The 21554-nt window shown below is 57.7% G+C and carries 17 protein-coding genes; 13 read left to right on the plus strand and 4 right to left on the minus strand.

The features are described 5' to 3' along the window. Positions 1–43 precede the first annotated feature (43 nt). Complete coding sequence (locus H6G62_RS07350) at positions 44–2800, plus strand: tetratricopeptide repeat protein (RefSeq protein ID WP_190493573.1); 2757 nt, start codon at positions 44–46, stop codon at positions 2798–2800. A gap of 258 nt (positions 2801–3058) precedes the next feature. Here the strand turns inward: H6G62_RS07350 and rbsK are convergent, their stop codons facing one another. Next, positions 3059–3991: a ribokinase gene (gene rbsK / locus H6G62_RS07355; RefSeq protein ID WP_190493575.1), complete on the minus strand. Its 933-nt coding sequence runs from the start codon at positions 3989–3991 to the stop codon at positions 3059–3061. A 611-nt stretch (positions 3992–4602) separates the two neighbouring features. Here rbsK and H6G62_RS07360 point away from each other — a divergent pair. After that, complete coding sequence (locus tag H6G62_RS07360) at positions 4603–7581, plus strand: CapA family protein (protein ID WP_190493577.1); 2979 nt, start codon at positions 4603–4605, stop codon at positions 7579–7581. On the opposite strand, the gene sodX is transcribed toward H6G62_RS07360, so the two are convergent. Beyond that, on the minus strand, positions 7578–8114 hold the full coding sequence (gene sodX, locus H6G62_RS27725) for a nickel-type superoxide dismutase maturation protease (protein WP_242051873.1): 537 nt from the start codon (positions 8112–8114) through the stop codon (positions 7578–7580). The genes H6G62_RS07360 and sodX overlap by 4 nt on opposite strands. Positions 8115–8137: 23 nt before the next feature. Next, entirely contained in the window at positions 8138–8611 is a 474-nt protein-coding gene (gene sodN / locus H6G62_RS07370; protein WP_190493579.1) for a superoxide dismutase, Ni, read from the minus strand. A gap of 398 nt (positions 8612–9009) precedes the next feature. Between sodN and H6G62_RS07375 the strand changes: the two genes are divergently transcribed. Further along, a complete protein-coding gene (locus tag H6G62_RS07375; protein ID WP_242051874.1) occupies positions 9010–10002 on the plus strand; it encodes a DNA/RNA non-specific endonuclease in 993 nt (330 codons plus the stop codon). 431 nt (positions 10003–10433) lie between these two features. Beyond that, positions 10434–10958 carry an NYN domain-containing protein gene (locus H6G62_RS07380; RefSeq protein WP_190493583.1) on the plus strand — a complete coding sequence of 175 codons (525 nt, stop codon included), beginning with the start codon at positions 10434–10436 and terminating at the stop codon, positions 10956–10958. Between the two features lie 144 nt (positions 10959–11102). Here H6G62_RS07380 and H6G62_RS07385 read toward each other — a convergent pair whose 3' ends face one another. Beyond that, positions 11103–11801: a hypothetical protein gene (locus H6G62_RS07385; RefSeq protein ID WP_199324812.1), complete on the minus strand. Its 699-nt coding sequence runs from the start codon at positions 11799–11801 to the stop codon at positions 11103–11105. A gap of 267 nt (positions 11802–12068) precedes the next feature. Here H6G62_RS07385 and rpsD point away from each other — a divergent pair, with 267 nt between their 5' ends. From rpsD to H6G62_RS07430, 9 genes are all read left to right on the plus strand, one after another. Next, on the plus strand, positions 12069–12677 hold the full coding sequence (gene rpsD / locus H6G62_RS07390) for a 30S ribosomal protein S4 (protein ID WP_190493585.1): 609 nt from the start codon (positions 12069–12071) through the stop codon (positions 12675–12677). Between the two features lie 167 nt (positions 12678–12844). Beyond that, positions 12845–13381, plus strand: coding sequence for a DUF924 family protein (locus H6G62_RS07395; protein WP_190493586.1), 537 nt, complete (start codon positions 12845–12847; stop codon positions 13379–13381). A 51-nt stretch (positions 13382–13432) separates the two neighbouring features. Further along, entirely contained in the window at positions 13433–14485 is a 1053-nt protein-coding gene (locus H6G62_RS07400) for a succinylglutamate desuccinylase/aspartoacylase family protein (RefSeq protein WP_190493588.1), read from the plus strand. Between the two features lie 148 nt (positions 14486–14633). Continuing rightward, the gene (locus H6G62_RS07405; RefSeq protein WP_190493590.1) at positions 14634–14981 is read left to right on the plus strand and encodes a hypothetical protein; all 348 of its coding nucleotides are present in this window, start codon (positions 14634–14636) and stop codon (positions 14979–14981) included. A gap of 398 nt (positions 14982–15379) precedes the next feature. After that, positions 15380–16174 carry a DUF502 domain-containing protein gene (locus tag H6G62_RS07410; protein ID WP_190493649.1) on the plus strand — a complete coding sequence of 265 codons (795 nt, stop codon included), beginning with the start codon at positions 15380–15382 and terminating at the stop codon, positions 16172–16174. A gap of 104 nt (positions 16175–16278) precedes the next feature. After that, positions 16279–16953 carry a transcription antitermination factor NusB gene (nusB, locus tag H6G62_RS07415; RefSeq protein WP_190493592.1) on the plus strand — a complete coding sequence of 225 codons (675 nt, stop codon included), beginning with the start codon at positions 16279–16281 and terminating at the stop codon, positions 16951–16953. A gap of 156 nt (positions 16954–17109) precedes the next feature. Beyond that, the gene (locus H6G62_RS07420) at positions 17110–18450 is read left to right on the plus strand and encodes a pentapeptide repeat-containing protein (RefSeq protein ID WP_199324814.1); all 1341 of its coding nucleotides are present in this window, start codon (positions 17110–17112) and stop codon (positions 18448–18450) included. Positions 18451–18986: 536 nt separating this feature from the next. Then, the gene (locus tag H6G62_RS07425) at positions 18987–20981 is read left to right on the plus strand and encodes a type I restriction-modification system subunit M (protein ID WP_242051875.1); all 1995 of its coding nucleotides are present in this window, start codon (positions 18987–18989) and stop codon (positions 20979–20981) included. Beyond that, positions 20978–21544: a Uma2 family endonuclease gene (locus tag H6G62_RS07430; RefSeq protein WP_190493594.1), complete on the plus strand. Its 567-nt coding sequence runs from the start codon at positions 20978–20980 to the stop codon at positions 21542–21544. The genes H6G62_RS07425 and H6G62_RS07430 overlap by 4 nt, the downstream gene beginning before the upstream one ends. The last annotated feature ends 10 nt before the right edge of the window (positions 21545–21554 follow it).

The following is a 21554-nucleotide window of genomic DNA, read 5'->3' on the forward strand; positions in this document are numbered from 1 at the left end:
AAACCTGGGGTAGGCTGTTGTCTTTTCTGTCGCGGTTACCCCGATGCGCGTTTCTTTGCCATGGCTGTGCTTACTGGTTGCCCTGGGCCTGCCGCTTCCGGGGGGGCTAACCATGCCCCTGCCCGCACTGGCCCAAACGGTACCCAATGAAGCCCAATCCGCAGAAGCCGACCGCCTGCTCGAACTGGGGCGACAACAATACCGCGTCAGCCAGTTTCGTGAAGCCCTGCAATCTTGGCAGGCAGCCCTAGAGATTTACCAAGCCATGGGCAACCGAGCGGGCGAGACTAAAACACTCAACAATATTGGCATTATCTATGCACGGCAGGGCAACTATGGGGATGCATTGGCTACCTTCCAGCAAAGCCTGATCATGCATCAGGGATTGGGCGACCGAACGGGCGAGGCCCAATCCCTCGGCAACATTGCCAATGTCTATCAGTCGCAGGGGAGCTATGGGGCGGCGCTGACCACCTATCAGCAAATCCTGGTTGTGTTTCGGGAGATAGCTGACTGGGAGGGTGAGGCTACTACACTCAACAATATCGGCGTCATCCATGAGAATCAGGGAAACTATGGGGCGGCGCTGACTACCTACCAGCAAAGCTTGGCTATGCGTCGTGAACTGGGCGACCGGGCAGGCGAAGCCCAAACCCTCAACAACATTGGCCTTATCTATCAGTTGCAGGGAAACTATGGGGCGGCGCTGACTACCTACCAGCAAAGCCTGATCCTGCGTCAGGGATTGGGCGACCGAGCGGGCGAGGCCATTACACTCAACAACATTGGTGTCATCTATCAGTTGCTGGGGAACTATGGGGCGGCGTTAACCACTTTCCAGCAAAGCTTGATCATGCGTCAGGATCTGGGCGACCGGGCAGGCGAGGCTACTACCCTCATGAACATCGGCATTATCTATCGATTGCTGGGGAACTACGAAGCAGCGTTGACCATCTTCCAGCAAAGCCTAACCATCAGCCAGGAACTAGGCGACCGGGACACTGAGGCTACTATCCTCATGAACGTCGGCATTATCTATCGATTCCTGGAGAACTATGAAGAGGCGCTGAGCCTTTATCAGCAAAGCCTAACCACCAGCCGGGAACTGGGCGACCGGGACGCCGAAGCTGCAACGCTAGAAAATCTGGGATATCTGTGGCATGACCAAGGGGAAGCAGAACTGGCAATAGTGTTTCTCAAGGCATCGGTAAATGTGTATGAAGACATTCGCCAGAGCAACCAAGCCCTAGAGCAAAGCCTGAAGGATTCTTACCTCACCACTATCGAAGACACCTATCGCTTTTTGGCGGATTTGCTGATTCAGCAAGAGCGCATTTTAGAGGCGCAGCGGGTGCTGGATTTGCTGAAGGTGCAGGAGCTAGACACCTTTTTGCGGGGGGTGCGTAGCAACAGCAACACCCAAGCCGGGGTAGAACTGGTGCCGCCGGAGGCCCAAATTGTCAGAGCCTATAATGCCTTAGTAGACCGAGCCATTGCCAACGGCAAACGCCTCAGCGAACTGGAAGCCAAAACTAGCCTCACCGCCGCCGAAGAAACAGAAATGGTGACCCTACAAGGGGAGCGGCGGGAACTGCTGCAAGCCTTTAACCAGTTCCGCACCAGCGATCTGGTGCAGGGAGCCTTGGCCCAGCTCAGCCCCGCCGAGCGAGATCGCAACCTTCAGCTTGGCCAGCTTGCCGCCCTGCAAGACAACCTCAGCCAAATTCCCCAGGGGGCCGTGTTGCTCTATCCCTTCATCCTGGAGGATCGGCTGGAATTGGTGGTCACGTCGCCCTATGCGCCTCCGATTCACCGCACCGTCAACGTCACCCCGGCCCAACTGGCGGCGGCGGTGCAAGCCTTTCGCTATGCCCTGGAAGAACCCACCCGCGATGCCCTCACCCCGGCCCAACAACTCTACGACTGGCTAATTGCCCCCATCGAAGCCGATCTGCAAGCGGCGGGGGTGAATACCCTGATCTATGCGCCGGATCGCGTCCTGCGCTACATCCCCCTCGCCGCCCTCCACGATGGCGACCAATGGCTGGCCGAGCGCTACCGGATCAACCACATCACCGCCGCCAGCCTCACCGACCTCAACACCCCACCCATCACCCAACCCCGTATCCTCGCCGGAGCCCTCACCGAAGGGCCAGTCACCATAGAAGCTGGAGGGCGAGACTACACCTTCCAATTTCTGCGCCACGCCGAAGCGGAGGTGAACGGCATCGCCGCCCTAGACCCCAGGGTAAACCCGCTGCTGGGGGCCAACTTCAACCCCGACCAGGTGGAACGCGAAGCCAACCGCCACACCATTGTTCACCTCGCTACCCACGCCAAATTTTTGGTGGGCCAGCCGGAAGATTCCTTCATCCTGTTCAGCAACCGCGACCGTTGGACGTTGGCCGACTTTAACGCGGGCCTGCTGAACCTGACGCGGGTAGACCTCGTAGTCCTTTCCGCCTGCGAAACCGGGGTAGACAACACCTTTGGCAACGGCGAAGAAATCCTCGGCTTTGGCTACCTGATGCAGGCGGCGGGGGCAAGGGCCGCCATGGCCTCCCTCTGGGCCGTGGATGATGGCGGCACCCAAATCTTGATGGGGGAATTCTACAATGCCCTGCTGCGGGGTGGCCTGGGCAAGGCCGAAGCCCTACGCCAAGCCCAACTCTCCCTAATTCACCTGGGACGCAGAGAGACTCGCGGCTTTGAACTAGCCGAAGACCTTGGCCTCGACCCCAACGACCTGGCCCACCCCCACTACTGGGCACCCTTTATTTTGATAGGTAATGGGCTATAACCCGTTGGTATTGCTGAATAACCTGATGATTTTGCGGAAGGCTAAACGGAGCCACAAGGTGTCCAAGCTCTGATTCATCTTTTGAGTCTTTGAGTCTTTGAGTCGGCAACGCCAGATCGGCTTTTGGGCCGACTAAAGAAGCTAGCAGAAGAATTTTGGGTGTAAGTTGGGTGTAGTACCCGACTTGGAAGGTTAAGGTGCCATACCTGGGAATCGGCTCCAAGATTAAGGGATTCATCATCACCCTGATAGCCGGACTTAGAGTGGTCGAGCAACGGGCACTTGGGCTAGGAGGGCATCGACCTGGGAACGGGTGGGCATTGATCGCTGGGCACCCCGTTGGGTGACCGCATAGGCGGCGACGGTGGTGGCCCATTGCACCGCTGGCTCGGGGGACAGGCCATCGATCAGGCCAGCGGCTAGCCCCCCGTTAAAGGCATCCCCAGCGGCCACAGTATCTACGGCATGGACAGCTAGGGCAGGCTGGTGGAATCCATGGGTTGGGGTTGCCACGACTGCACCCTGCTCTCCCAATTTGATGATCACACAGCGGGGGCCGCGTTGGCGTAGGATTTGGGCCGCTGCCCAGGCCGAGGCCACATCGGTGACCGCAAACCCCACCAATTGACTGGCTTCGGTTTGGTTCGGGGTGAGCCAATCCACCTGTACCATCAGGTCATCCGGCAGGGCAGCGGGGGCGGGGGCGGGGTCGAGGATAACGGTGGCTCCTTTGTCTTGGGCAACCTGGGTTGCTTGCTGCACCGCCACTAGGGGTACCTCCAATTGCAGCAACAGCCCATCCCCTGTCCGTAGCCGATCCCTGAGGCTCTGCACCTCACGGTCTCCCACCAGCCCATTGGCACCGGGCACCACCACAATCTGGTTTTGCCCCCCGTTGTCTACCACAATGAGGGCAACCCCCGTGGGGGCTTGGGTGTCCAGTACAACGGCTTCAGCCGCCACCCCGGCTGCATTCAGGCTGTTGATGAGGCTATGGCCAAAGCCGTCGTTACCCACTCGGCCAATCATCGTTGTAGGTACCCCCAGCCGTGCCACCGCCACCGCCTGGTTGGCCCCCTTTCCCCCTGGCACCGTGGTAAATTGCTGGCCCAGCAGGGTTTCCCCCGGTCGTGGCAGTCGAGGGGTCTGACATACCAAATCCATATTGAGGCTGCCAAAGCTGTAGATCATAGGGATTCCACGGTGATTTTGAATGGAGTGGACCTGGATCCATCCCATCCCCTAGTCTGCCATGCTGGCCTTCTGGGAATATCCTTTAATCAAACCCTTTAAAATAAAAGTGCCTGACCCCTAAAAGCCCCCTGGGATCAGGCACATTTATCGTGAAGAACGCTGACTAGGCAGGAGTGCGCTATGGCCCAAATGCCCCCAAGTGAACCCTAGCTATCGCATACCTGCGCTCTTCAGAATTAGTTCTATTCTCTAGGGAATTCCAGTCCACGACTTCGAGATAAATACCGAATCCCTTGGGGGCTCGTCCTAACGGGTTTCAGGGGATTCCGTAAAATCACCCATGTGTATCTCCTTTCTTGGTGCTTAGTCTTGGCCCCTATTGGGTCTGAATCTGGGCTCCAGTGGGTTCCGGCCCGCCGTTTTGCCCCCTTGGCAAGCTGCGGATGAGGGCGGAAAAAGGTTCATCGTTTCTGAAAAAAGTGGCTATCATGGCCCATTAAGATATGGCCCTACGGCCTAACCTCTGGCTGTGCCCTCGGCGTTGATACGATGAATGCCTTTGGGTAAAGCCTTTCTGTCATGCCTCTCTGTGTCGTTCAGGTTTTCCCATGATTAGTGCGGTTGTTCCCCCTCGGCCCATCGCTCAGCCTCAACTCCCCCCGGCGGTTCCCGCTGCTCCAACTTCGGTGCGAGATCGGGCGGCGGCAGGCTATTTCCGCGATTTGGCCCTCTGGCTGAATGAACCCTTAGTGAACCAGGGCATTTTTGTGCAGGTGCAGGCGGATGATCGACCGGGATGCCTCAAGTTAACTGTGGAATTTGAGCGATCCCCCATTCAGGATCGGCTGACTCGGTTCCTGTGCCATCGCATTTGGCAGCTCAACTCAGAACTCATTGAGGGCATCTATATCCTGGCTCGTCCGGTGGGGTGGCAGCGGGTGCTCTGGAAACAGCGGATTAAAATTTCTACCCCTGCCCTGCGCCGCCGACAGGCCAACGAACAACTCACCCAATCGGCGGCTAAGGCTGGATCGCCCCTGCATCAGCCCCTACGAGCCCGTCGGCGACGGAATCAATCCCATCAGCTGCTCAGCCAGCGGTTCAAAACCCTGCGAACGGTGATGTTGTCGGGGTCGGCGGTGGCGGCCTTTGTCTTTGGCTGTTTGTTAGAGGTGATGGTATCGGGGCCATCGCCCAGCCTGCCGTCCTTCTCGGCTCAGGCTCCAGAGTCGCGGTTGATCTCGGAGGATAGTGCTGCCCTAGAGGGAGGTGCTGGGGAGGGGAGGGGCACGGCAACGGATACCCCGTTGAGATCCCCTAGCTTGCCCTCCTTTGGCAGTACAGGATCGAGCGCCGAGGTGGGGATTCCGGTCAGTCGGTCAAGTACGGATGCCGCCGCCCCAGCGGATTCTCCCAGATCCCCCCGCCCCCCCGGTTCGGCCCCACGGCCCTCGGTGGTGGATACGGCCCTAGAACCCGTGGCCGTGATTCCCCATAACAAGCCCAGTCCAGTGCCCTCGGATCAGGTCACGCTGATCTTTGGCGGCGATATTTCCCTGGACGATCTGAATTTTGATCAGCTTGAGGCGGAGGGGGGCTTTTTTGCCGACGTAGAGGAGTACTTTAATGCCGATGTGTCTTTGGTGAACTTGGCGACCCCCATGGCCACCGCCGCCACCAGCCTCAATGAAGAATTCCAGCAGCGCACTCGCCCCGAAGCGGCCCGCCTGTTGGCCAACAGCGGCATTGACATGGTTAACCTCACCCACAGCAACCTAATGCAGTATGGGGCTGAGGGGCTGACGGAAACCCTCACGGCCCTGGATAGCAACGGCCTTTATCGGGTGGGGGCAGGTCGCAATGCCACCGAAGCCCGCCGCCCAGAGATTTTAGAGGTGAAGGGCAAACGCATTGCCTACCTCAGCTATGCCATGGGGGGGAATAACGCGGCCATCGATACCAGTGCCCTGAAGGAACGGGCGGGCAGCGACAATGAAACCGTGGCCCGAGAGCTCGAAAACTTTAAGCGGTCTACGGCTTTTGAGGAACGGGCGGGCTTTAATGCCCAGAATATGCCGGAAATTGTTCAGGATCTCCAGGCCATTCGCGACCAGGTAGACTGGATTGTGGTGAATTTCCGCTGGGTGGATCACCTGGAGGAAACCCCAAACTTCGTGCAAACCAACCTGGCCCGCCTCGCCATTGACCAGGGGGCCGATGTAGTGGTGGGCTACCATCCCACCGTCGTCCAGGGTGGGGAAATCTACAAGGGTCGCCCCATTGCCTATTCCCTGGGAGACTTTGTTTTTAGCCCCGACCAGCCCTTGCAGGATCAGGACTCGGCGGTGCTGAAAGTGGCTCTGAAGGAGGATCAGATGCAGGTGGAGTTTGTGCCCGTGCGCATCCGCGCTTCTCTTCCCCAAACCCTCACGGGGGATGACGGACAGGCGGTACTCCAGCGTATCCAAAATGCCTCTGCCCAGTTTGAAACCCCCCTCAAGTCCTCGGTGGTGCTGGATCTGAAGGCTCCGGCTGTGCCGCCCCCGGAATCCCTGGATCCCAATAGTCCCTTTGTGAACCCCGATGCTGAGGACTCCCTGATTCTTGAGGCCGATCCTGCGGTGGACGTGCCTGTGGAAGAGGCTATCAAGGAGGATGGGGATCTTAAGCAGGGGTCTCCCGGCGACCCTGGGGCAGAGGAAACGCCGACGGATCTCGACAACCAGCCGAGTGATACCCTGGATTTACCCATTCCCGCTGGCGAATCGGGCTTTGATCTTCAACAAATTGACCAGGAATTGCAGGAATGGGGGCCTAAGGCCGCACCTAAGGAACAGGAGTTTCGGCCCGTTCCTCAAAACCGTTCCGGGGCTGAGGATCCGGATCTAGAGGCCCAGGCCCAGCCGGATCTGTTACAACGACTGCTGGATTCCATTCGGCCCACTCACCCTGATTCATCGGCCATGGCGGATCCCTGGAGTGACACGGTGCCAGTGGTACCCACCCCAGCCGCCCCGATGCAGGTGGATCCTACCCCCCTGGGTTTACAACCGGAGGCGGAAAAGATGGGTTCTGAAATCGATCCCAGGCCCACCGCTGCGACCCCCACGCTACCCTCGAAACCAACCCCAGCGGTGCCGACCGAATCCCCGACTCCCGTTGTTACCGCCGCCCCCACGGTAGAGGAAGCGGTGGAGACGGTTCCCGAAGCGGAACTTCCTGGGGAGGACTCCGCTGAGGAGGAGTCCCTTTCGGTGGAGATGGAGAAGGCCATGCCCGATACCAAGGTGATTCCGCCCCAGGCTGAGCCCTTGGTGGGGCCGCTTAGTTTTGCTGATGACGACTTTGCTGATGACGACTTTGCCGATGACGATGCAATCGAAGATCCAGTGGCTTTAGGCAGTGACGTTGTCAGCCAACCTCCCTCATTGGCCGAAGTCTCTGCGACCAATGCCCCAGTCACTAACTCCCCAGTGGCTGCAATCCCAGAAAGTTCATCACCAACGGTAGTGGCCAGTTCCGCCGAGTCGCTGGCCGGGATTTCGGATTCAGTCAGCCAGATCCCAGCCGCCGAAGCAACCCCCTAGGGAAAACGGCAGACAACTCGACCTAGGAGGCAGGCGAGGGGCACCTGCCCAAAGGTGCGGCTGTCGGTGCTGGCGGCTCGATTTACGCCTTGGAGGAAGCAGCCCTGGACATCCACCGACACGACCTCCTTGATGAGGCGCAATTCGGGCTGTTGGGGGTGATGGGCCACCACCAAATCCCCTGGTTGGGGAGGTGTGTGGCGGTAGGCGGTGGGGTCGATCAGCACCTCCTCCCCAGGGATGAGTAGGGGACGCATGGAGTCTCCGGTGACGCGAAACCGTTGCCGTCGCCGCAACATCCAGAGCCCCACGTCCATCAGGTGACTGGATCGTAGGGTGTGGGGCAGGGGGGACAGGTCAGGGTTAACCATGGCGGTGCAACCACTCACGAACCATCTAACGTCAACGCTATTGGGGCCAAGGTGTTGGGCAACGTCCAACCTTGAATGGCCGATAAAAATACCCAGGGTGCAACAGCGGCATCCCTGGGTGACGTTTGGGGCATGGATGATGGGAATGCCCCAGGAGGCCATCGCCGCCTGACGATGGGTGGGAGTTAGCTGGCGGTGAACCAGGCCACATCGCGGTTCTTGGTGGCCCAGAACATGCCGTGGATTTTTTGGATGGCTTCCATCAGTTCAGCGGCGTGTTGGGCGCTCACTTCGACCTTGCAGGCCGAGCAGAGTTTAGCAGCCTTCCAGAAGGTATCGTGGAGGTCGGGGAACTGCTCTAGGTGTACGGGCTTGAAGTAGTCCGTCCAGAGGATCAGCAGTTCTTCCTTCGCCAGGTGGGCCTGCTCTTCTTTGATGGCGCTGTAGCGAGCAAAGGTGTTGTGGTAGGCCACGGCAGCGGCCTTGTCGCCGGGGGCGGGTAGTTCGAGATCCAGCAGCTTTTTGGTCATCGACACCACAGCCTCGGCAGCCACTCGCGCCGAGGAGGGGTCGTAAACGCCGCAGGGGCCGTCGCAGTGGGCATGAACTTCGGCAGCGGGGAAGCGGGCTTGGAACTGGGAAATGACTTGTTTCAGCATGATGACGTCCGATTGTGATTGCGTCTTTGCAGTTATTGAGGGTTAACCCTTGGGAACCCTAACCCTAGACCTCAGCCAGAATGACCCATCGGTATCATCCTAGGTTTAACCCTGGCTGGGTCAATATCCCAATGGGGGGGAGGGGGATTAACCACTCCATTCTTATAGCTATTGGGTGTCTTGTGCAACTAACCCATCGTTTCCTGGGGCCATTCCCGGATTGAGTCCCCCATCATTCGTCTCTAGAATGGTGCATTGCCCCCAGATTGGCGAATCCCTAGGTTTGTGGCCAAGTCTGTGGCCAACCCACAGACTTGGCCATGGCCCAAGGCTATCGCTAGATCCACCGTCAGACCACTATCCCTGGGTATATCAATATGAGCAAACTGGAAAAATCAATGGCACCCCCTTGGATGCGGGGACTCGTTCTGGCGGTGATGGGGTTGAGTTTGGCCAGTTGCGGGCTGCTACCGACCCTGGAGGTACGGGAGGTGGCCGACTTGCCGCCCTGCGTAGATGACCGCTGCCATTGTGGCGATTTTCTTTCCCAGGCCCAGGCCCAGAGGGTGCTCGATGCTCTGCCGAGGGATCCCCATGGCCTGGATGGCGATGGCAATGGCCGCGCCTGTGAGGCGTTACCTGCGGCCCCGCCCCCCATGGATCCCCCGGTGCCGCTATCGAGCAACCCGCACCTAGTCTTGGGCAACCCCAGCCATGCGGGCACCACCAACCCCAACAACTACCTCCTAGAACGGCCCCAATACGCCCTGTCCTACAGTCGAGATCGCAAGATTCTCAACTGGGCGAGTTGGCAGGTCAGCGCCGACTGGCTGGGGCAGGTCAGCCGCCAGGATGACTTCCGCCCCGATGGTTCGCTGCCCCAAGGGTTTTACCAGGTTACCCCCACCGACTATCGCGGCAGTGGCTACGACCGAGGCCACATCGTGCCATCGGGGGATCGCACCAACACCGTGCGGGATAATAGCGCCACCTTTTTGATGACCAACATCATTCCCCAAACCCCAGAAAATAACCGTGGCCCCTGGCGCGAACTGGAGGACTATGGTCGCGACCGAGTGTATCAGTACGACGACCAGATCCATATTTTCGCCGGAGCCTATGGCCAGCGGGGCACCGTGGGCAGTCGGACTATCGTGGTGCCCTCGCGGCTTTGGAAAATCATCCTGGTTTACGACCGCCTGCCGGAGGGTGGCCTGGGCCTTAGCCCCGACAGCCCCGTGATCGCCGTGGATATGCCAAATCGCAACGACCTCGACGCCGATTGGCAACGCTACCGCACGACCATCCACCGCATCGAATTGGCCACGGGCTACCGATTCCTCGACCATCTCCCCGCCGACCTGCAAGCCCATCTAAAGCAGACTCCGTAACCTCCAGGGGATCCCATCGGGGGCACAGATGGACTAGGATCGCCAAGTAGCCCCAACCACGCCAGCCGGGATGGGCGTCAATTCCTGAGAAAACCCTTATAATTGTAAGAATGGTTCACTCAATCAAACGGCCTATAGTTTGCCTATCATCTCTATATCTTGACTTTGTCCTTTACGGTACTGTTTATACCAGGACGAGCGGTCACCGTATTGGTGGATAGCTTTTCTGGCTAAGAATCGCTACACTGCTAAGCCTAGCTTTGCAGCCGACTCCAGACCACTTTGGGGTCTCTATCTCCGGTGATAAATCCTAGTGATTTACTTGGCACACCTCAAGGATGCCAAGCTGGTAGCATCTGCCTTCCTCCGGTGCATTTCTGGGTTCGCTATCCATCAAACTTCTTAAAACGTTAGATTATTCTGAATTTGTTATGTCTCATAACCATGGTCGCAAGCGTCTTTCCATCTTTGTGGATGGCAACAATATGTTCTATGCCCAGCAAAAAAATGGCTGGTTTTTTGACCCTAAGCGCGTTCTAGAATATTTCCTGGGCTTGGAGGGAGGGGCGACCCTAGTCAATGCCTTTTGGTATACAGGGTTGAAGGATCCCCAGGATCAGCGTGGTTTCCGCGATGCCTTGATTAGTCTGGGCTATACGGTGCGCACTAAAATCCTCAAGGAATACTACGACGACACCTCTGGTCGCTATTCCCAAAAGGCCAACCTCGATATTGAAATTGCCATTGATATGTTCAATACCGTCGATCAGTACGATGAAGTGGTGCTGTTCAGTGGCGATGGTGATTTTGAACGGGCCATAGAACTGCTGCGATCCAAAAGTACCCACATCACCGTGGTGTCTACGGAGGGCATGATTGCCCGCGAACTGCGTAATGCCACCGACCGCTACATCGATCTGAACGATGTCCGAAAATATATCGAAAAAGACTACTGACTGACCACGCCCTCCGAAGAGGTGGTCTCAGAACCCCCTAATGTTTCCGCTCCGGCTAATGTGCCCTCACCTCGCCCGCCCAAACTGGCCCCTAAGCGCCCCCAGCGGTAGCCCCATCAACGCCAAGAATACCGGGTAGAGAACTTAGCCATCCTCCAGCAATCGGCTGTCGATATCCTCTAGGTCGGGAAAATCGGCTAAGCCCATGTCGTCCTCAACGGCTAGACGTTGGCCATCATCGGCATCGAAGGGGAAGACAATGGCGGGCAATCCGGCTCCGTTTAGCCCCTTGAGAATCCGTTCTGGGGTCTCTGGGAACAGCACAAACAGCGGGTAGCTGGTTTCGCTGCCGTCGTTGAGCAAGTAATGGTAGCGCTGGGGCAGTAGCCACTCATAGCCCCGGTCGGTCAGGATTTGGGTGTGTCGCCAGCGCAGCAGCAGGTCAGAAAAGTCCTCCTGGGGGCGATGGATGAAGACAAAAATTTCTACTCCGGTTTTAATCCTCCATTCTGGGTCACACATCAGCAGCCCCACATCGCAGGGCAAGGTCACCACCGATCCGGCTTCCATCGCCTCCCCGTGGAGGTTGAGATGCACCGACTCCCGCACCCGCACATTGGGCAGGGGCAGAGTGACAATGCTGTCCTGGGGGCGGCGCAGACTCGGCACCACCTCCATATAAGGACGGTGACGCTTCAGCAGTTCCAAGGCTCCCGTATGGTCGGTGCAGGTGCTGAGCAGGCTTTCGTACTGAATGGATTTAATGGCCATAGCACTGTTCTCATGGGAAAAGCTACCCTGGGCCATGCCACCCTGGGCCATCGGGCGTTGTTCTTTTACCATAGCTTGTCCTACCGCCCTCTGCCCCACCCCCGCACCCCGTTAATCTAGCTATCCAGGCGATCCGTCGCCGTGGAGACCGGGCTAGAGGCATAGGGTGGCAGGCTCATCGGGAAGCCAAAATCTCTTGGGTGGGTGCACCGCTGTACACCCAAGAGATTTTGGCTTCAGGGAATTCAGGGGCTGGGCTATTGCTTTGAGTCAGATAGCAGGTTAAAATGATAGCTTTGGAATTCTTCCAAGCCTGATTTTTTCGGAGAGTAAACGTTTATGGCGCGATATCGCGGTGCCCGTCTACGGGTCGTTCGGCGGTTGGGTGAGTTGCCGGGACTGTCCCGCAAAACGCCCCGTAAGGCTAACCCCCCTGGGCAACATGGCCAAGACCGCAAGAAAAAGTCTGAATACGGCATTCGTCTTGAAGAAAAGCAAAAGCTACGGTTTAACTACGGGTTAACCGAAAAGCAACTGCTCCGCTACGTGAAAAAGGCTCGTCGGGCCGGGGGTTCCACCGGGCTGGTGATCCTACAACTGCTGGAAATGCGGTTGGACAATACCATTTTCCGTCTGGGTTTTGGCCCCACCATACCTTCGGCACGGCAAATCGTCAACCATGGCCACATCTGCGTCAATGGTCGTGTGGTTAGCATTCCCAGCTACCAGTGTCGCTCCGGCGATGTGATTACCGTGCGGGATCGCGATGCGTCTAAGAAACTGGTGGAAGCGAACCTAGAGTTCCCTGGTTTGGCCAACGTTCCTAACCACCTAGAACTCGACAAGGCAAAACTAACCGCTAAGGTGAATGGGGTGATCGAGCGCGAGTGGGTTGCCCTCAACATCAACGAACTGCTGGTGGTGGAATACTACTCTCGCAAAGCCTAATGGCTGCTGGCTTTCGAGACCGTTTTGGCTGCTGGCTGATAGATTCGATAAACCCTATCACTTACCGCCCATAACGAACTTACTCTTACCTTTCCTAGCCCCCTGGTCCGTCAGCCAAGGGGCTATTTTTATGGATAGTTGTTGTGAGTTAAGCGGTGAATCAGATCATGGATGACGTACTGAATTTTTGGTTTAAAGAGATTCAACCCCAACAGTGGTGGACGGTGAAACCCGAATTTGATGCTCTGTTGCGGGGGCGGTTTCTGGATTTGCTGCAACGGGCCTCGGCGGGGGAATTGTTTTCTTGGCGTCGCACCGCCGCTGGACAGTTGGCGGAAATCATTGTGCTAGACCAGTTTTCCCGCCATATCTACCGCCACACGCCCCAAGCCTTTGCCCAGGACGCCATGGCCCTCGTGCTATCCCAAGAGGCCGTTGCCGCCGGAGCGCTGGCGGCACTGGCCGATCCCATGGAGCGAACTTTTTTACTGATGCCCTATATGCACAGTGAATCCAAGCTGATCCACGCCCAGGCCGAGCCGCTGTTTGAGGCCCACACCCCCGCCGACAACCTAGACTTTGAGCAACGACATCGGGCGATTATTGACCGCTTTGGGCGCTATCCCCACCGCAATCACAGTTTGGGCCGTCCCTCCACCGAGGAGGAAATTGAGTTTCTCAAGCAGCCCGGATCGCGATTTTAGCCGCCCATCCCCTGACCTCCATCTCGCATCTACCGTTTCTTTGGAATAGCCATGACGACCCTATTACCCCTTTCGCCAAACCCCATCATTACGGAGTACACGGGTGACCATATCCAGGGCATTCCCGTGGTGAGCCAACTGGCGGTGGCGGATTTGTCCCCTGGTCAAAGCTACCGTGTGTATTTCCAGGGGGTGCAAATGGGGACGGGGCAGCATTGGTATGTGCCCGTGATGGTGGCCAAGGGTGCCCGTCCTGGCCCCTGTGTGGGCTTGGTGGCGGGGGTGCATGGGGATGAGGTGAGCTCGATTCGGGCGGTGCAGCGGGTGATGGCCCAGTTGAACCCGGCGGACATGGCGGGAACGGTGCTGGCGGCGATTGGGGTGTCTCGTCCGGCGGTGGAATATACCCAATCCTGGTGGCCCACGGCCCAGGGGGGCGGCACCGCCTACGATCCTAATCGCCTTTGGCCGGGGGATGAACAGGGCGATACGGCCCCCAGTCGCCATGCGGGGCTGCTGTGGAATCGGTTGTTTCGGCCCAATCTCACGGTGGCGATGGACTACCACACCGTCACCACGGGCAGCGATTTTACCCTGTTTCTCTACGCCGATCTACGCCAGCCAGCGGTGCGGCACATGGCTGAACTGTTTCCGGTGGATCAGGTGATGGATGATCCAGGCCTGGAGGGCACCCTAGAAACCGCCTTTGTGGCCGCCGGGATTCCAGCCATGACGGTGGAAATTGGCTCCCCCCGCTGCTTTGACGCTGACAAAATCGCCCTCGCCGTGGAGGGCAGTTTGAACGTCCTCAAGCACTATGGGGTCGTAACGGGTGCCCTAGGGCGTACCGCCGCCGATGTGGGCACCGTGTTTGGCAATGGCATGGCCTCGATTCGGTCTACCCAGGGCGGATTTCTAGAATTATTGGTGGATTTGAAGGCCAGGGTAGAAGCAGGGCAGCGGGTGGCCCTTCAGCGCAACGCCTTTGGGGATGTGGTGGCAACCTACCACAGCCCCGTGGCGGGGGTAGTGGCCATCGTAGCGAGGGATGCCCTCTGCGAGCCCGGATCGCGGGTTATGCAGATCCTCTATCACCACGATTAACCCTAGGGGCGAAGTCTTCTCGCCCACCCAACGAGGTCTCCTCATCCCTTCAACATCCCTTCAACAGAGCAACTCGCCCATCCAATCGAACAACTCGGCCAGCAACCTGATACCCTACTGGCTATGCCCATCGTGTGACGTGCGACCCATGGCCGAACAAAACGACTTTAACGATTACCTGCCCGAACAAAAGCCAGAGGAGTATTCCATCGAAGTTCCAGCGGATCAGGCTCCGCTCAATTTGGATCGAGTGCCCTCCGGCCAAGATATCATGGGCCGCATTGAGCAGCGGGGCATAGCCTACAGCCGTCTGGCCCGTGGGCTTGCGCCTTGGTGGGTGCTGGTTTCGGGCTGGGTGGTGTTTGGTGGGTTGGCTCTGGGGCTGCTGAAGATGGGGCTGGCGGGCAGCATTGTCTCTTGGGTCTTGCTGGTAATTGTGATTCTGCCCCTGATTATTTTGGCCCAGGGCACCCTCGCGAAGCTGTCGTCGAATTAACTCCCAGTGAATTCCCAGTGACAGCAGCCAACAGCAGGGCCATAGCCAGCGACAGAACCGTCTAGGGTCGTAGCCAGCAATTCTCATTTTGGCAAATTGGCCGTTCGCCCTGAGCCTGTGGAAGGGTGAAAAGGCTTCGACTGTTTGACAGGATCACAACTCCGCCTGAGCGGTATTTTATTCGCCAGCCTAGTCATACTGAGAATTGCTGGGTCGCAGTGTAAACTTTGCCTGTCATCGACACTACTGATTACAATACAAACAGCCCTTTCCGCCTGCCATCGGGTTATATAGACGGCAGATGACCTTAGCCCGTTTCCTGTGAGACCATGGATCTCGACGGTTCCCCCACCTTCAGTGCCGCCTCCCCTTCCGGTTCCGACCGCCACGAGTTGCCTGTGCTGCAAAAACTCAAGCAAGATCTGAAAAACGACCTGATTGCCGGGTTGCTGGTGGTGATTCCCCTGGCCACCACCATCTGGCTGACGATCACCATTGCCAACTGGGTGATCCGGCTGCTGACGCGCTTTCCGAAGCAGTTGGCCCCCTTCGATGGGCTGAATCCCCTGCTGGTTGACCTGATTAACCTCAGTGTTGGGCTGGCGGTGCCCCTGGCGGCGATTCTGTTGATTGGCTTGATGGCGCGAAATATTGCGGGGCGCTGGCTGCTAGATTTGGGCGAGCGCATTGTGCAGTCCATTCCCTTGGCGGGGTCGGTGTATAAAACCCTGCAACAGCTCTTGCAGACGGTGTTTCAAGACTCAAAAACTCGGTTTCGGCGGGTGGTGCTGGTGGAATATCCTCGCAAGGGTATCTGGGCGATTGCCTTTGTGACTGGGGCGATGAGTGCTGCCACGGCCACCACGCCTAAGATGCTGAGCGTGTTTGTGCCCACCACTCCCAACCCCACCAGCGGCTGGTATGCCGTGGTGCCCGAAACCGATGTGATCAACCTGGCCATTTCCATTGAGGAGGCCTTTAAGGTGCTGCTTTCCGGTGGCATTGTTGGCCCCAACCTGGCGTCGGCAGTGCCCCCAGATCGCATTCCCTCCCTGGCGGGACAAACCCTCGACGCCCTCGAACCCGACGATGCCATAATTACCCCAATCTCCTTGGCTGAGGGAACCCCAACGTTGACTGAGGCGGAATCGGGGGTAGAACAACTCTCCGTACTGCCCCTAGACGAAGCTTGATAAGATAGCAAAGCAGTCCTCAGTTCTAGGGCATCCGGTGGCCTAGTCTTGGCCATGGTTCTACCCAAACCGAGGGCATCATCTTTACCTGGGAGGTACCTGCTATGCAGGCTCGTCGTATGGCTCGCGAACTGGCATTGTTGGGCCTAAGTCAGTTGTCTGAGAAACCGAAAAAGCTCCAGGAGCTTGACCTCGATGCCCTCTTGCAGGCGGCAGTCAAAACCCTTGCCGCCGAAGCTAAGGATGCCCTGGAAACGGCCTCCGACGAACTGAAGCGGGGCAGTCAGCGCTTGGTGGATACGGACTTGGTTGCCACGGATCTAGAGAGCAGCCGCGCCATGGTAGACGACGCCATAGACCTAACTCAGGCCGCCATCAACCGCTTAGCCCATGCCCTAGAGATGCCCGAGTTCATCCAAATGACCAACCAGAAAGAGGTGCGGGCCTTTGCGATGGAACTGCTGACCAATACCGCCAAACATCGGGCCGAGGTGGATGACATTTTGGAAACGGCCATGGTGGCTTGGCAACTGAAGCGACTGGCCCGCATTGATCGCGATATTTTGCGCATTGCCGTAGTGGAAATGGACTACCTCGGCACCCCCGACCGGGTGGCCATCAACGAAGCGGTGGAACTGGCCAAGCGCTACAGCGGCGAGGAAGGCTTCCGGTTTATCAACGGTGTCCTCAAGCGGGTGGTGGATCGCCATGCGGGCGGCTCCGGTACGGCCCCATCGGGAACGCCAGCGGGGGATAGGCTAGAAAACCCGTCGGCGTGATTAAAGCAAAAGAGCGTGTTTGGGATCCACGAATCTTAGGTGCCTTGACGTGCGGTTCCAATCGGGTGTTTACGTTTTTTGAGGGGTTGGCGGCTAGACCTCAGCCAGCCGCTATAGTGGGAGTCTGAGGTTTTCCAACGATTTTCCAAAAACACCATGGCATCGCGAGTTTGGACAGCCTGGATGGCGGCTCTGGGGCTGTTGTCTCTGAGTGTGGTTCCGGCGGCCCAGGCCGTGAACCCTACCCACCTAACGCGACTCTTGGCGACTCGCCGCTGCGAACGATGCCGCCTGAATGACGCGGAATTAACGAATGCCTTTTTGCGACAGGCCAACCTGAATGGAGCCAATTTGCAGCGGGCCAACCTCAACGGAGCCGACCTGCGAGAGGCCTTTCTGCTGGGGGCCGACCTCCGGGGGGCTGACCTGCGCAATACCAACCTGGAGGGGGCTAACCTGATGGGTGCCCAACTGGAGGGAGCCAGACTACACGAGGCCAGGGTGAGCGATCGCACGCTGATGGAACCCCGTTGGCGACTGGTGCGAGATTTGGTCACCGATGGCGTGGGCGACCGAGATCTGCGCGAGGCCGATCTGCGGGGGGCCAATTTAGATGGGGTTGACTTACGCGGCCTAGATTTGACCGGGGCCAATTTGCAGGGAGCGACCCTGGAGGGAGCGTTCTTGTCTGGCAGTCGCCTCACCCAGGCCAACTTGGCCGACGGCAATTTCTTTTTGGCGGATCTGCGCCGCACCCAGATCGATCAGGCCAACCTAACCGATGCCAACCTGCGGGCCACTGATGTGCGCCAGAGCAATGTGCAGAACAGCAACCTGGCCAATGCGAATCTAGGACTGGCCTACCTCACCCATGTCAACCTGTCGAATAGCCTACTCACCAATGCCAACCTCTCCCGGACTGAGATGGTCGGGGCTGACCTGAGCCACAGTGATCTAGCTGGGGCTAACCTCTCCCTCGCCAACCTGCGCCAAACCACCCTGGCCGGAGCCAACCTCACGGGCACTAACCTTGAGGGCACCGAACTGACCGGATCCGACCTCAGCCTTGCCGACCTTCAGCGCAGCAGCCTAATAGGGATTCGATTGCAAGAGGCTGACCTCATTGGCATCAACCTCAGTCGCCGCAACCTGCGTGGGGCCGACTTCAGCCGCACTAACCTCAGCTACGCCGATCTCTCCCGCACCAACCTGCAAGGAGCCAACCTGCAAGGAGCCAACCTCAGCAACGCCAACCTAGCCGGAGCCAACTTGTCCGAAGCCAACCTGCAAGGGGCTAACCTACAATGGACTAACCTCCAAGGAGCCGACCTACGGGAGGCTAACCTGATGGAAACCAGCCTCCGCTTTGCCCACCTTGACCAAGCCAACCTCTCCCGCGTCAACCTCTACAACAGCGCCATCGAAGGGATATCTCTCAGCGGCACCAACCTCTGCGAGGCCATTATGCCCAACGGCCAAATCCACCCCTGCCGCTAGGCCCCAGAGAGACCCATCAGAGGATAAAAAATAGTCCAAATCTAGTCCTAAAGAAAAATAGAGACCCTGAAACCCTTGTTTAGAAAAAGTTTTAGCACTTTGATTGTTTGCATTATGGGCAACTATTCAAAAATCCTCTCCAACCTTGTGAAATCCTACCCAGAGTCCATCCACGATCTCCCAGGGGCCGCTAAGTCACCGTGCTTTCCGGCTCCCCTTCTCCCTCCCTGGGAGAAGGGGTTGGGGGATGAGGGCAAAGCCATGCCAGCAAGGGTTTCAAGACTTATGTGTACACAGTAGCCCACAAGGAGAGGGGAGCCGGAAACGGTCTTCACTCAAACGTTAATCTCGCACTGAGACTCATATGCCGCAGAAAGAGTCTTAATGTGAGACTTGCTATTCTCGTCCTTTAATCTGGAAAATAAAAAAATCGTTAGTTTGGACTGTACTTGGGCCTAGAACGGTAACGATTGGCAATACCCGCCTCGCGAACGGAGTATGGTGGGTTAGATCGACCAGCGATAAGGATCGAGTGAATGCCACGTGGGAAAAAGAACGGAGTCACTGGCCAACCCAGTAACGGAGCCAACCTGGGTTTTGAGCAAACCCTCTGGGCCGCCGCTGACAAGATGCGCGGCCACATGGATGCGGCTGAGTACAAGCACGTCACCCTGGGGTTGATCTTCCTCAAGTACATTTCCGATGCGTTTCAGGAACTCTACGACGACCTGGCCGCAAGGGCCAACACCGACTACACCGACCCGGAAGACCGAGACGAGTACATGGCGGAGAACGTCTTCTGGGTGCCCAAGGAGGCCCGCTGGAGCCACATTCAGGCCAGCGCTAGGCAGCCCGCTATCGGCAAGAGTATTGACGAGGCGATGCTGGCCATCGAGAAGGAGAACCCCAAACGGCTGAAGGGGGTGCTGCCCACGGGCTATGCCCGCCCGGACTTAGATAAAACCCGCCTGGGAGAACTGATCGACCTAATCAGCACCATTGGCCTGGGGGATGAGGCCAGCTGCTCTCAGGACATTCTGGGCCGGGTGTATGAGTACTTTTTGGGCCAGTTTGCCGAGAAGGAGGGCAAGGGCGGCGGCGAGTTTTATACCCCTCAGGAACTCTACGACGACCTGGCCGCAAGGGCCAACACCGACTACACCGACCCAGAAGACCGGGACGAGTACATGGCGGAAAATGTCTTCTGGGTGCCCAAGGAGGCGCGCTGGAGCCACATTCAGGCCAGCGCTAGGCAGCCCGCTATCGGCAAGAGTATTGACGAGGCGATGCTGGCCATCGAGAAGGAGAACCCCAAACGGCTGAAGGGGGTGCTGCCCACGGGCTATGCCCGCCCGGACTTAGATAAAACCCGCCTGGGAGAACTGATCGACCTAATCAGCACCATTGGCCTGGGGGATGAGGCCAGCCGCTCTCAGGACATTCTGGGCCGGGTGTATGAGTACTTTTTGGGCCAGTTTGCCGAGAAGGAAGGCAAGGGCGGCGGCGAGTTTTATACCCCCCGAAGTGTTGACTGGCTAATAGTTTGCGTACTCGCTCCTCTAAAGGGAAGAGTCTACGATCCTTGCTTTGGATCTGGTAGCACCTTAGCTTTATGTGGCAAATATGCTTTTCATCATGGCAGCCCTAGGTCATCCCTATCAATCTATGGCCAAGAATCGAACGCTACTACATGGCGACTTGGCAAAATGCAGATGATGATCCGAGGCATAGATGCGAATTTAGGAGTATACGCAGCCGATAGTTTTCACGAGGATTTACACCAAAGTCTGAAAGTTGACTACATCGTTGCGGGGCCTCCATTCAACATGAGTAACTGGTGGAACGAGCGGCTGGCGGAGGATGTGCGCTGGCAGTATAGCACCCCACCGAAGGGCAACGCCAACTATGGCTGGGTGCAGCACATGGTGCACCACCTGGCCCCTAATGGCATGGCGGGGTTTGTGTTGGCCAATGGGTCGATGAGTTCTAACCAGTCGGGGGAGGGGGAGATTCGCAAGGCGCTGATTGCCGCCGACCTGGTGGACTGCATGATCGCCCTGCCGGGGCAGTTGTTTTACACCACGCAAATTCCGGCCTGTCTGTGGTTTTTGGCGCGGGATAAGTCGGGCAAGCCAACGGCGGGGCACCAGCCCTGCCGCAACCGCCAAGGGGAAACGCTGTTTATCGATGCCCGCAAGCTGGGGGTGTTGATCGACCGCACCCACCGGGAACTGACGGAGGAGGAGATTGCCCGCATTGCCGGGACGTACCAGGCTTGGCGGGGAGAACCGGGGGCAGGGGTCTACGCAGATGTGCCGGGGTTCTGTAAAAGCGCCAAGCTGGAGGAGATTGCCTCCCATAGTTATGTGCTGACGCCGGGACGCTATGTGGGAGCAGAAGAACTGGAGGAGGACGATGAGCCCTTTGAGGAGAAAATGGCCCGACTGACCAAAACGCTGGAAGCGCAGTTTGCCGAAAGTGCCAAACTAGAAGCAGCCATTCGCGAGAACCTGAGGGGATTACGGCTATGACCATATCTACCAAGGCCAAGGTTTGGACTGATGAGGCGTTTATGGCGTTGCCTAAGGATGGACACCGCTATGAGTTAGTGGATGGGGAACTGGTGGATATGGGCAATTCTGGGATGGAGCACGGCGAGATCGGGGCCTATCTGGCGGGGTTGCTGGCGATCTATGTGCGCCAACACAAACTAGGGACGGTCTGTGATTCGAGTACGGCGTTTACGCTGAAATCGGGCAATAAGCGATCTCCCGATGTGTCTTTTGTGGCCAAGGTACGGTTACAGGGGTTGAGCCGCCCACCAAGGGGCTTCTTTCAAGGTTCACCAGATCTGGCGGTGGAAATCTTGTCTCCGAGCAACACGGTGGAGGAAATTCATACAAAGATTGTGGAATATTTTGAGAATGAAACTCAATTGGTGTGGGTGATCCACCCGGATGAGAAGTATGCGCTGGTGTACCACTCGCCAGAGCCTGATCGCTTTTTGCGGTCTACCGATGCCCTAGAGGGTGAAGAGATTGTGCCGGGGTTCTCTGTGCGGATTGCAGATTTGTTTGAAGAGTGGGATTTTTAGGGGTTTAGAA

Origin of the sequence: Phormidium sp. FACHB-1136, assembly GCF_014697375.1 — a bacterium.
Lineage (GTDB): Bacteria > Cyanobacteriota > Cyanobacteriia > Phormidesmidales > Phormidesmidaceae > Nodosilinea.